We start from the raw sequence: 13,357 nt of genomic DNA on the forward strand, positions 1-13,357 counted from the left end.
TCGAAAATACCGCATAATTGTTTCATAAATGTATCATTTAACCGCTTTCAAGTTTTTTATGTCTTCCATCCTTCTCGGAAGCAAAAATGTAATGAATATTGTAGTACCTATTTCTTCACTACTCTCAATCCGCATGCTTCCGCCCTGCTTACTCATAATCTCCTGACAAATATACAAACCATAACCATTCCCGTAACTAGACGGAAGTGCTTTTCCTTTCGGAGACTCATTCCACTCTGCAAGCACCATTTCATCTATACCGATCCCATCATCATGAACAAAAACCTTCGCCTCATGCTCATTTACAATTACATTCATACGAATGTGCGAAGCATCACTATACTTAATTGCATTATCAAGCACATTTAAGAAAATTTGCTTCGTCTTATCAAAATCCGCAACAACATGTACATCCGTTAACTCATTTATCACTTCAATTTCAAACTGATTTAGACGAGGTTTCACAATTGAAACTGCTTCTTCTGCCAATTCCTTTATATTCACAACTGTAGGAGACACTTCAAACGTACTCTTCCCATATTTCGAAGACTTAAGCAGTTCCTCTACAAGTGATAATAAACGCTCACTTTCCACAGATACATAACGAAGACTTTCCTGTACATCTTCTTTCGATTGTAACTTCGGAATTAAATCAACATAACCGATAATTGCCGTTAGCGGTGTTTTTAGCTCATGCGTAATGCGGTCTAGGAAATCTTTCTGTTTCTCTTTCTCCTCCTGCAATTGCTTAATATGCAGCTCAATTCCATCGGCCATCGCGTTAAAAGATGCTGAAAGCTGAGTGATTTCCACGTACTCATTTAACTCAATCTTACTCTTATAATCACCATTCGCGAGCCGCTGTGCCATTTGTCTCAATTGATCAATTGGTTTATGAAGAGACTTCGCCAAACGAATCGCAAAGAAAATACCGGTAGCTACTAGGCAAAGGGACGCCATTAAGAATGTCCAGCTCACATTTGTTAAAACTTCCTTCTCACCCGTTAACTCATTTATAAAACGAATACTTCCAATGACATCGTTTCCATAATATACTGGGCTTGAAAACAAAAGAATAGGAGCTGGATCCGCCTCCTCAAAAACATAAGACTTCTTTCCCTTCAAGGAACTCTCAATGTCGATGTTACGGTGAAGCAATGCTCCTTTTTGTGTATCTGCAACAACATCGCCATTCTTCCCAATCATCTGCACACGGACATCCATACGCTTCGCTAAATACGACGCAATTAAAAGTGAATTCGGACCAAGCGTATCCACTTCTGCTTCCTTCTCTAAATAATTCATCGTATAAATTTGTGCTTCTACACTTAACTTTTCTAAAGAATCTGCTGCGTTATGATACATATTCTTTTCTAACGTAATATAAACAACTGCATATAAAAGAACAAAAATCGGAATTAACAGCCCAACTATTCCGAACACCATATTTCGCTTTAAAGACATACCATCACCACTTAACAATCCAGTTTATAGCCAACGCCATAAATTGTCTTAATATATTCTCCGCTCGTCCCAAGCTTCTTTCGAAGTCTCTGCACCATAATATCAACTGCTCTCGTATTTCCGATATACTCAAACCCCCATACTTTCTCAAGCAACTCATCCCTCATAAACACACGCTGCGGATTTGAAACAAACAACTGACATAAATTAAACTCTCGGTACGTTAACTGAATCTCTCGTCCACTCACATGTACCTTTCTTTCCTTAGGACAAATCACTATCTCTCCAGCCTCAATTACTTCATGACTTACAGCGGTCTCCGTCTTCTTTACACGCCGCGCCATATTCTTAACCCGAAGAATAAGCTCCGCATAATTAAACGGCTTCGTCACATAATCATCAGCACCAAGCTGCAAGCCAAGCAACTTATCATTCATCTGACTCTTTGCCGTTAACATAAGCACCGGAATATCCCTATCCCTCTCACGGAACAAACGAAGCAACTCATACCCATCCGTATCCGGAAGCATAACATCCAAAATCAATACATCCGGCCCTTCATTCCATCGCTCTAAAGCTTCTCTCCCATCAGCCGCTGCTAATACTTCATAACCTTCCATCTCCAACTGCATCCGAATCAAATTACGAATACTTGATTCATCATCAACCACAAGTATTTTCATTATTCTCCTCCTTCCATCATGTATTATAGTACAGTTTAGTATAGCAAAAATCCTATAAAAAAAGAGAGGGTATTGTCGAACATATTTTGTCGACGATACCCTCTCTTTCACTTATTATATTTATTTAGCATATCCATTCGGTTGCTTTTGATGCCAATTCCAAGCATGCTCAATAATTGTTTTCACATTTACATACTTAGGATCCCATCCTAACTTCTCTTTCGCTTTCTTAGAAGAAGCAACTAAACGTGCTGGATCGCCCGCACGGCGCGGTGCTACCTCAGCAGGAATTTCATGATTTGTAACTTCGCGAACTGCATCAACGATTTCTTTTACACTGAAACCATTACCATTTCCTAAGTTATAGAAATCACTCTCTCCGCCGTTCTGCAAGTCTTTAAGCCCTAAGAAATGAGCCGCTACTAAATCTTCAACATGAATATAATCACGGATACAAGTACCGTCTGGTGTATTATAATCATCACCAAACATCATAATCTTCTCGCGTTGACCTAAAGCCACTTGCAACACAAGAGGAATTAAATGTGTCTCTGGGCGATGATCCTCTCCAATAATACCACCTGGAGTTGCACCAGCCACGTTAAAGTATCTGAAAATCTTATAACGTAAATTAGAAGCTTGGCTATACCAATGAAGCATCTTCTCGATTGCTAACTTCGTCTCTCCATACGTATTCGTAGGATTTGTCATCGTTTCCTCAGTAATAAGATCCACATCTACCTCACCATACGTTGCCGCAGTAGAAGAGAAAATGAACTTATCTACCTTAAACTCATCCATTACCTCTAATAAACAAAGTGCACCATACACATTGTTATTATAATATTGAAGGGGCTTTTCCATACTAACTCCAACTAAAGAATCAGCTGCAAAGTGCATAACCGCCTCAATATTTTCTTTTTTAAAAACATCTCTTAAAAATGATTTATCACGAAGGTCACCATTATAAAACTTCGCACCTTTCGTAATTGCATCTTCATGACCGGTTTGTAAGTTATCTACCACTACTACCGATAAACCTTCGTCTACTAATTTTTTCACAGCGTGAGAGCCGATATAGCCTGCTCCGCCGCAGATTAAGATTGATTTCATTTTGCCCCTACTTTCTATATATCTAGCCTTGTAAATTAAGAATCATTAACTCTAATAGATTAAACCATAAGCATTTAGCTCAAAATTTTTTACGTTTCATTATCCATATAGCCATTTTTATTATTTGATTGCCATTTCCAAGAATCTGCACACATTTCTTCTAATCCACGTGTTGCCTCCCAGCCTAATTCACGCTTTGCTTTCGATGCATCAGCAAAACATACTGCCACATCACCTGGGCGACGCTCTGTGATCTTATAAGGGACTTTCTTGCCCGAAACTTTTTCAAATGCTTCAACCATCTCTAGTACACTATAACCCGTACCTGTGCCTAAATTATAAGCATCTACTCCTGTTGTACTCAGTACTTTCTCAAGCGCCTTGACGTGACCACTTGCTAAGTCTACAACATGAATGTAATCACGGACCCCCGTTCCATCTTTCGTTGGATAGTCATTTCCGAATACACTTAATTCTTTTAACTTACCTATTGCTACTTGCGTTACATACGGCATTAAGTTATTTGGAATTCCGTTTGGATCTTCTCCGATACGCCCACTTTCGTGTGCACCAAATGGATTGAAATAGCGAAGTAACGCGATACTCCATTCTGTATCTGCAAATGCTACATCACGCATAATTTGCTCAATCATTAATTTCGTTTGACCATATGGATTTGTTGCACTTAATGGAAACTCCTCCGTAATCGGTGACGTTTCCGGGATACCATATACCGTTGCAGATGAACTAAAGATTATCTTCTTTACATTATGTTTCTGCATTACTTCACATAGCACTAACGTGCTTGTAATGTTGTTATGATAATATGTTAATGGAATCGCTACTGACTCCCCTACAGCTTTAAATCCTGCAAAGTGAATAACTGCGTCAATTGCATTTTCTTCAAAAATTACTTCAAGCGCTTCGCGATTTAAAACATCTTCTTTATAAAACTTAAATTGTTTTCCTGTTATTTCTTTCACTCGATTTATAGATTCTACTGAGCTATTCGAAAGATTATCCACTACTATAATTTCGTAACTGCTATTTAGTAATTCTACACATGTATGACTACCAATATATCCTGCTCCACCTGTTACAAGTATGGTCATGAGTATACCTCCATTGTTATAGCTTATTAACAAAAAAGAGGCAATCACAACAGAAATGATTACCTCTTGAAACTTCCTTTTTACTTAGCAACGAAATAATCAGTTACATATTTCGCCCAAACGTCATATCCTTTCGCACTCGGGAAACCAAACTCTTCTTGTAAGTATGGTAAAATTGCCTTTGTTGTTGCATCAGGCCATGCTCCCCAATGATCAATATATGTATAATTATTTTGCGCCGCAAATTGTTTTAACGCTTCAATCGCTTTCGGATAATTTTTCGCACCATACACTGGATTTGATGGTTGAATCATAATCGTAGCACCCTTTGCACTAGTAGAAAGTGCTTGAACAAACTTCTGTGTACTCACAACAGAGTTCCCATTACCAGTTTTACCGTTATCAGTAATAAATGGTGGCTCAAATAAAATTACATCTGGATTCTCTTTCGCAATCTCTTTATCACGCTTATTCGCAATTAACTCTTCTGTACTTTCACCCTTATATTCCTTTACAGTCACATTCCATAAACCTTTACCGTAAGCAGTTTCTAAATTAGACGTTAACTTAGCTGCCCAAGCACCTTTTTCAGATGAAGAACCTTCATCACCAACAATAACAAGATTCACTGGCTTTTTATCCTCAGCAGCTTTCTTTAACTTCTCTTTCACTGCATCTGGCAAGTTCTTCGCGTATGCCTCATTAAAAGATGACTTCGCATCTTGTTTTTTCTCTTCTTTCTTTGCTCCGCTATCTTTCACTTCAGCCTTTGTTTTCGTTACTTCACTCGTTTGTGTTTGTCCTGTTGCATTCGCAATCTTCTTATTCCAGTACAGTTTACCACTCACAACCGAAGCAACAAACAATACAAAAATAACAAGGACAAGTACTGCTTTCTTATTCATCGATTCACCTCATCTATTAATCTCACAATATATAATACTAATATAAATCCAAGCAAAAATAAACCCAACTCCTTCCAAAGGAGTTGGGTTATTACATATTACTTAGTCACTTCAAGATGTGCTCTTAACTTATTCGTTAAATCTTGTTTTGCAGCATCTGGAACGTAGTAGTACCAAATACCATCAGCTGCTATGTGACCGTCACCTGAGATTTGGATATCTTCACTATTCTGCAGACAATCTTTATAATTCTTTTGCATATCAAACATTTGATCTTGCGTTAAGTTTGTTTTCACGTTCTTTTGGATTGCTGTTAATACATCACCATAACTTGTTAAAGAAGAGAAAGTTGCGCCTTTCTTAATAACAGCTTGCATCACTTGGCGCTGACGCATTTGACGTCCGAAGTCACCGCGTGGGTCTTCTTTACGCATACGTGTGAATGCTAGGGCCTGGTCACCTGTTAGATGAACATTCCCCTTCTGGAAATGATGTCCATCAAGTGAAAATTCCAAATCATTGTTAACATCTACACCGCCTACTGCATCAACAATATCTTTAAATCCTTCCATATTCACTTCAATATAATAATTAATAGGAATATTTAAGAATTTTTCCACTGTCGCTACAGACATATCTACACCGCCAAATGCATAAGCATGGTTGATTTTATCACTTTTACCTTTTCCAACAATTTCAGTATAAGTATCACGTGGGATACTTACTGTTTTCATTGAATTATTTTTAGGATTTAATGTAATGACCATTAAGGAATCTGAACGTCCTTTGTCTTCACCGCGCTCATCGGCACCTAGTAATAGAATTGAAACTGGTTCAGATTTATTAATTTTTGCTTCTTGTTTATTATTTTTATCACGCTCTAAAGGTTTATGAACTTCATTTAATGTATTTGAGACTTTAGAATATACATTATAAGCGTAAACTCCTCCACCTATAACTAATACTCCTATGATTCCTAATATCCAAAGTAGGATTTTCTTTTTCATTATTATAGACCTCTTCTTTCCATCACTCTGAATAAATATCCAGATAATAAAAATAACACTTTAGTCTATTATACTAAGGATGCTAGACTATAACCAGATTATTTCATTTTATAATACTCTACATACCAATTAGCGAACTCTTGTAAACCTTTTTCTATAGATGTCTCAGGTTTAAAATCTACAGCCTTCTGTAATAAATCTGTAGATGCATAAGTAGCTGGTACATCTCCTGGTTTGATAGGCTCAAATACCTTTTCAAATGCAACTTCTCTCCCTAGCGCTTTACCTAGTGTCTTCTCTAACGTTTCGATAAACACCATTAGTTTTTCAGGGTTATTATTTCCAATATTGAATACTTTATGCTTAACATCATCTTGAGGTGGATTACTTAAAAGTCGTTGAATTCCTTCAACGATATCATCTATATAAGTAAAATCACGATACAGATCGTTTTCAAAATCACCATTATTAAATATTTTAATCGAATCACCAGCAAAATATTTATTAGTAAAGCCAAAATAAGCCATATCCGGACGCCCCATAGGACCATACACTGTAAAGAAACGAAGTCCAGTTGCAGGGATTTGGTACAAGTGACTATATGTATGAGCCATTAACTCATTTGATTTCTTAGTAGAAGCATAAAGCGAGACTGGGTTGTCTACAAAATCTGTTTCCTCAAATGGTACCTTTTTATTAGCTCCATAAACAGAACTTGATGATGCGTATACAAGATGATCAACAGGGAAATGTCTACATGCTTCAAGAATATTATAAAAACCAATGATATTACTTTGAATGTATACATCTGGATTTTCAATTGAATATCTCACACCAGCTTGCGCAGCCAAATTCACTACAATATTAGGCTTATACTCTTCAAAGAGCTTAGTAAGCATATCCTTATCAGAAATATCACCTTTAATAAAAGTAAATTTTTCATAGGGCTTTAATTGTTCTAAACGAGCATATTTAAGATTTACATCATAATAGTCATTCATATTATCAATACCTATTACTTTGCAACCTTGAGCTAGTAATTTTTCAGATAAAAAGTATCCTACAAAACCAGCTGCTCCAGTAATAAGATATGTTTTACTATTATCTAGAGGCTTGTAGTTCAATGTTATTCAACTCCTTCATACGATCTCTATTTGTTGATTTTCTGCCAATGGAATGATATTCTATGCCCACTTCTTGCATTGCTTGAACATCATAAATATTTCTTCCATCATAAATTAGTGGTGTTCTCATTAACTTTTTATAAATCTCTGGAGTTAATGCTTTCACTTCTCCCCACTCGGTGAAGATAAAGCAAACATTTGCCCCTTCTAACGCCTGTTCAATGTCTGTAACATATGTGATATTTCCATTCTTATTTCTTCCCTCAGGATATACTTTTGCAAAATTATTTGCACCGACTGGATCAAAAGCATAAATGTCTGCACCTTGCTCTAATAATAGAGGAATATTTTCAAGGGATGCAGCTTCTCTTAAATCATCTGTACCAGGTTTAAATGTTAAACCCAACACCGCTACTTTAAGACCGTTAAAAGTAATTAACCGCTGACTCGCCTTTTTGTATAATAAAGTCTTTTGATCTTTATTCACATCAATTGCAGCCTTTACTGTTCTTAACTCGTAACCATTTTGTCTTGCTAAATATTCTAATGCTTTCGTATCTTTAGGGAAGCATGAACCTCCAAATCCAATACCTGCATTTAAAAACTTACTTCCAATACGCTCATCAAAACTCATACCTTTTGCAACATCTTGAATATCTGCTCCGACCAATTCACAAAGATTTGCAATATCATTCATGTAAGAAATTTTAAGAGCTAGGAAATCATTAGATGCATATTTAATCATTTCAGCTGAACGTCTGTTTACTGAAACGATAGGTAAATGAAATGGCTTATAAAGATTCGTTAATACTTCTTCTGCCCATTTACTTTCTGTACCGATAACAATTCTTTCTGCATATAACGTATCATGAACAGCGGAACCTTGAGCTAAAAATTCTGGGTTTGATGCCACTTCAACTTTCACATTATTAACTAAAAAGTCTTGAATAAACTGCTCCACTTTATCATTTGTTCCAATTGGAACAGTTGATTTTACAACAACAAGACAATCTCTTTCTACACTTTCAGCGATTTGTTTTGCCACGGTTGCAATATATGAAAGGTTTGCAGAACCATCAGCTTGTTCTGGAGTCCCAACTCCAATAAAAATAGCATCTGCATCTTTGTATGCTAACTTGTAATCCGTTGTATAATTAATTCTTCCTCCAGCATAATTTTTCTGCATTAAATTCTCTAAATCAGCTTCATAAATTGGTGAAACGCCGGATTTCATTAAATCTACTTTTTTTTCATCGATATCCACGCAAGTTACTTGATGCCCAACTTCTGCAAAACATACACCTGCTACTAGGCCAACATAACCTGTTCCAGCCACTGCTATTTTATACATGGTTACACCTTCCCCTTCTTTTTATTTCTATAATCAAAATCGATTCCTGATGAGTCGATATCCTTGCTTCACATAATTCCAGTTTTGATAACCTAAAAATACCATTATCAATAACAAAATAATTATATTAATAACTAAATTCGAGTTCAAACATACCACAGTAATTCCCAAAAACAAAGCCGTCATTCCTACAATTGGCATCCATTTCATTTTAAAATCTATATATTTATTAATCAATCTATAACGCATCAACATCATGACTATACCACCCATGATTTGACCAATAATAACTGCGTAAATCCCAATTATGGAAATTAACCCGTAAGATAAAGCTACAGTAACCAAAGCACCCATTACAGTCGTTGTAAATTGATACTTTGTCTTATTTATGGCCTGGAAAACCGAACCCAAATTGGATGACATAGTTGTAGCAACCGCATATAGCAATAACCAAGGTGCATACTGCATTGAAGTATAGTAATCCGTCTTATGAATAATATTATAAAAAATTACTATTAAGGGAACCGCAATTAAAATTATTGATTGAAATATCTTAAAAATACTTTCTATCGTTCTAGTGAAATTAGAATTAAATCCCTTTGTTTTTGCTGAAGTAATAGCCTCTTCAATAATCGCCATAGTCACAACTGACCCTATCATAGTTACAATTAAAGAAAATTTACTTGCAAATGAGAAGAGCCCATTTGCATCCATACTTATCTTTTTTGTAATAATAAATCTTCCAAATGCAGACATTAACCATATTGAAGTTAAATTGAGTACTAAAGGGGCTGAAAACATCAACATCCTTTTAAGCATATCAATCTTAAAGTATTTCATTTTAATATACTGCCAAACATTTATTTTACTTTCAATGAAAATCAAAATTGAAGCTTGTCCAAAAATATAAGAAATGAAAAGCCCTTGAATTCCTAACTTAAAAATGCACACCAATAGCACTACTAAAATAAAATTAATTATTGTACCAATTATACCCGCGTATACATAAACTCTATTTTCCTCGAAAGCTCTTGCGAAATATTGCCATATATTTGCTAATCCATAGCTTGCAAACATTATAGCTATTGATAACATAACCCTTGTTTCATCCATAAATAGATTCCCATATATAACTATCCCTATTATAAGGATGCATGTCATAAACAAACTAAAAATCGCTGATGTTGCAATTGCTGTCTTTTTTTCAATTTCATCTTTTTCCGATAATATAAACCTTAAGACTGCCTCCCAAATTGCAATATATATACACGGGATTAGAATACTCATGATTGTAAGTGTATAATCGTAATACCCTAAAACATCTGCCGAAACGTAAAATGCATATATTGGGATTAATAATACCGATAATACTTTTGAGGACAACATACCAATAAAATAAATGCCAACCTTTTTATTAAAACTGCTTCCTAGCATAAGATAATAATTTCCCTTTCTATTCTAAAATAAACAATCATTCATATCATCCTAAATGAGTGCTAAAAATCAGATGATTCAATGTGTTTCTAATACTAAACATAACTTAAGACTAAATATACTTTTGTCGAACAACAACTTAAATTCCAAAATAATTAAAAATTCACTTATACATAAATTCTACTTTTAGGAATATAAAGTAAGTAACAATGGTTTTATATTGGGGATTTTGAACCTTAGTTCATAGATTACATGGGCTTTTTCCTGCTTGGTAATGTTCCCTTTTTTCGTACTACAGTATTCACCTTTTCTAAGTACACGTTTCTATACGAGGTCTCACTGATTTAGCTTGTAACACTTCAATTTCAACCTATCTTTTGATTCTTAACTTTTATTTTTTACGAGTACATCCTTATATTGATCTTTAACCCAAAAAGCTGCACTCCAATTGTTGCACTATGTCTAACAATTGGAGTGCAGTTCAATTCAGATTAAACGTTGATAATCTGCAACACATTTATTTCCTAATATTAACACTATTATTACTCGATCTAAATGGCAGGTTTCTCACTATTAATATAAGAATACATAGAACAAGCAAACCATAAAACCAATCTTTTAATTGGACATGTAATTCATTTCTTGTCATTGGAATAAAAAAATGCAAAGTTGATGCAACAAAAAAGAATTTAAGTGGCCTTTCCATATAAATCATTGTTTTATCTATATATATCATCGATGTAACTAAATAACCCACAATAATTAATATTAGAGGTGCAAAAAATGGTCCTGCATTTAGTAAAGCTTCAGCAACAATAGAGAAACCAGCTCCCCAAGATAACCCTAAATACCCCTGGGAAAACCATGCACTTGGTAAAGCAAACGGAATATCTAAAAGATATATAACCTTATTTGTGACCATCCCAAGTATGGCAAGCAAATAAGTATTACCATAGGGCCATACATCCCACCCATACTTTTGTAATACAATAGCAGGTTTCATTGAACCACCCATTTCAAAAATAGCCCCTATAATAGGTGATTCCTCAAAAGAGATGGATTCAAATGCCTGCGCAATAGTAGCACTAGATAAACCCGTATCTCTTACAGATACTATGGCTGTAATGAAATATAAAAAAACAATACCAACAACCATATATTTCACAAACTTCTTAAACTTTATCGGTTTATAGCATGCATGACTAAGCCAAGCTAAAATTATGATTTTATACACCCACGATCCCCTATCTCCAGCAAGCAAGTTTAAAAACATATAGATAGAAAAAATTATATAAACAACTACTTGAACCTTTCTATTGTACTTACTACCTATTAATAGCCCCACTAAACATGGGAAGAACATTCTTTGCAACAAACCTATAAACGTCGCATCAGTGCTAGCTAAATCTGAATAATATAAAGAATTATATCCATAAATACTTGCTAACCGAAGTTCTGAATAGCTATTGTATAATTCAAGAGGAATAACTACTAAGCTCACTATTAAGCAAACGTAAAATATTGAATTCAAAGTTCTTTTATTATAATCCTTAAAAATAGTAGGGTTATCTTCCATCGCTTTGACACTTTTCTTAGCTCTGTTCTTATAACATAAAACTGCACCGCTATGAAACATTAAAATACATGCTAGCGTTAATCCTTGAGCATGAACAATATCCTCACCACTTGGTGTTCCAAACCCATTAAACATAGGTACTTTTCCAATTTCAGATGGGTTATGGATACCAAATGCCCACATAAAACACTGCCCAAAGTTAAATAGAAAGAAAAATAACATGAATATCGTATACGGAGAGAATATAGTTCCTGATAATTTATACCACGTTGTAATAACATATACCACCAAGAAAATTCCCAACCAGCTAAGCGCGAAAATTATTTCATTATAACTTGCAACAGTGTTACCTAATGACAACGTCATTAGGTATAATAGGTATCCGAACACCGCTAATAAAATAGTAATGCTCCCAATTTCCATATTTCGCCTTTTTATTTCCACCTTTTGAATATATCGATTACCACTCATGATTACCTCTATAAATTTTTTGGGCAAACTCTACCCAAATTTTTGCGATTTTCTCTGATTGTAAATCTTTTCTTATTTTGCGTGCTTCATATGATAGATTTTTCGCGAATTTTTTATCAGATAAAATCTGATTCATTGCTTGAACTAATCCATCAGTATCTCTGACTTTTATAAGTATCCCATTCTCTTCATTCTTAATAAACATCTTTGCTCCACCTATAGGTGAATCAGTTGAAATTACTGGTACCCCTATAGCCAATGCTTCAAGCATAGAATTTGAAATCCCTTCATAATCGGAGGGAATAACAAATAAATCTGAATTCGCCATCTCAGTATGAATATCATTAGAAAATCCCGGTATTGTAACCTTATCACTTAATCCCAAATGCTCTATTTGATTTAATAATTCCTCTCGCAATTCTCCTACACCAAATATTTTAAGTTTATATTCTGGAAAACTATCCTTTATCCTTGAATAAGCATTTATTAGCATTGGGAGATTTTTTTGTCTATTTAACCTACTAGCTGTGATGATTGTCTTTTCTGAACTATTCTCATTCCAATAGGGTAAATCAGATATGATAGGATTTGGAATTACAACTCCTTTTTCTTGTATCCGAGATGAAAAATATTTCTTTGCATCCTCTGTTTGAAAAACAAATCCATCACAAAACCTATATAAAAAATCTCTTACTTTTCTTATCCCTTTACTTCCAGGATATTGGTAGGGATCATTTCTCTCCGATACTATCAATTTATTTGGTAAAAAAGTACGTGATACAATAGTATATATATTAATTGTTGTATCAAAAGAAATAATTAAATCTGGATTCTGCTGTTTAATTAATTGACGAGTCCTACGCAATATCCCCATGACCCTTAGCATTTTATTTTTGTATTTCTGATTTATTGGATATAGCGTAATCCTTTTGTCAGTTACATAATTGTTATTATCACCAAAAACTGTAACAATACTAACTTCATACCCTTTTCTAATCATCTCTTTTGCTAAAATGGATATTACTCTTTCTGCCCCACCATTACTAAGAACCCCAATTACAAACATCACTTTTTTCATTTCCAATTTCCACCTACACTCCTGTTATTTCCAGCTAAT

11 protein-coding genes are annotated in these 13,357 nt (G+C 34.7%); all 11 read right to left on the reverse strand.

Features of this window, described 5'->3' with window-relative positions:
- Positions 1-33 precede the first annotated feature (33 nt).
- The 11 genes from DN400_RS05255 to DN400_RS05305 all read right to left on the reverse strand — a co-directional run bounded on the left by DN400_RS05255 (position 34) and on the right by DN400_RS05305 (position 13,318).
- Positions 34-1,464 carry a HAMP domain-containing sensor histidine kinase gene (locus DN400_RS05255; RefSeq protein WP_147801567.1) on the reverse strand — a complete coding sequence of 477 codons (1,431 nt, stop codon included), beginning with the start codon at positions 1,462-1,464 and terminating at the stop codon, positions 34-36.
- An 11-nt stretch (positions 1,465-1,475) separates the two neighbouring features.
- A complete protein-coding gene (locus DN400_RS05260; RefSeq protein ID WP_097891552.1) occupies positions 1,476-2,147 on the reverse strand; it encodes a response regulator transcription factor in 672 nt (223 codons plus the stop codon).
- 120 nt (positions 2,148-2,267) lie between these two features.
- Positions 2,268-3,260, reverse strand: coding sequence for a UDP-glucose 4-epimerase GalE (gene galE / locus DN400_RS05265; RefSeq protein ID WP_097891549.1), 993 nt, complete (start codon positions 3,258-3,260; stop codon positions 2,268-2,270).
- 89 nt (positions 3,261-3,349) lie between these two features.
- The gene (galE, locus tag DN400_RS05270; protein ID WP_147801568.1) at positions 3,350-4,372 is read right to left on the reverse strand and encodes a UDP-glucose 4-epimerase GalE; all 1,023 of its coding nucleotides are present in this window, start codon (positions 4,370-4,372) and stop codon (positions 3,350-3,352) included.
- Between the two features lie 80 nt (positions 4,373-4,452).
- Complete coding sequence (locus tag DN400_RS05275) at positions 4,453-5,277, reverse strand: SGNH/GDSL hydrolase family protein (protein WP_097891796.1); 825 nt, start codon at positions 5,275-5,277, stop codon at positions 4,453-4,455.
- A 98-nt stretch (positions 5,278-5,375) separates the two neighbouring features.
- Positions 5,376-6,284 carry a polyisoprenyl-teichoic acid--peptidoglycan teichoic acid transferase TagU gene (gene tagU, locus DN400_RS05280; protein ID WP_079246194.1) on the reverse strand — a complete coding sequence of 303 codons (909 nt, stop codon included), beginning with the start codon at positions 6,282-6,284 and terminating at the stop codon, positions 5,376-5,378.
- A gap of 98 nt (positions 6,285-6,382) precedes the next feature.
- Positions 6,383-7,408: a GDP-mannose 4,6-dehydratase gene (locus DN400_RS05285; RefSeq protein WP_098205668.1), complete on the reverse strand. Its 1,026-nt coding sequence runs from the start codon at positions 7,406-7,408 to the stop codon at positions 6,383-6,385.
- Complete coding sequence (locus tag DN400_RS05290; protein WP_079246196.1) at positions 7,386-8,759, reverse strand: UDP-glucose dehydrogenase family protein; 1,374 nt, start codon at positions 8,757-8,759, stop codon at positions 7,386-7,388. Before DN400_RS05290 ends, DN400_RS05285 begins: the two co-directional genes overlap by 23 nt.
- 33 nt (positions 8,760-8,792) lie before the next feature.
- Complete coding sequence (locus DN400_RS05295; protein WP_000901585.1) at positions 8,793-10,193, reverse strand: lipopolysaccharide biosynthesis protein; 1,401 nt, start codon at positions 10,191-10,193, stop codon at positions 8,793-8,795.
- Between the two features lie 517 nt (positions 10,194-10,710).
- Complete coding sequence (gene wzy, locus DN400_RS05300) at positions 10,711-12,240, reverse strand: O-antigen polysaccharide polymerase Wzy (protein WP_079246198.1); 1,530 nt, start codon at positions 12,238-12,240, stop codon at positions 10,711-10,713.
- Positions 12,230-13,318 (reverse strand): glycosyltransferase, encoded by a 1,089-nt coding sequence (locus DN400_RS05305; protein ID WP_000757395.1) that lies wholly within the window; start codon positions 13,316-13,318, stop codon positions 12,230-12,232. Before DN400_RS05305 ends, wzy begins: the two co-directional genes overlap by 11 nt.
- Positions 13,319-13,357: the final 39 nt, after the last annotated feature.

The organism is Bacillus sp. AR8-1 (assembly GCF_008042345.1).
Lineage (GTDB): Bacteria > Bacillota > Bacilli > Bacillales > Bacillaceae_G > Bacillus_A > Bacillus_A cereus.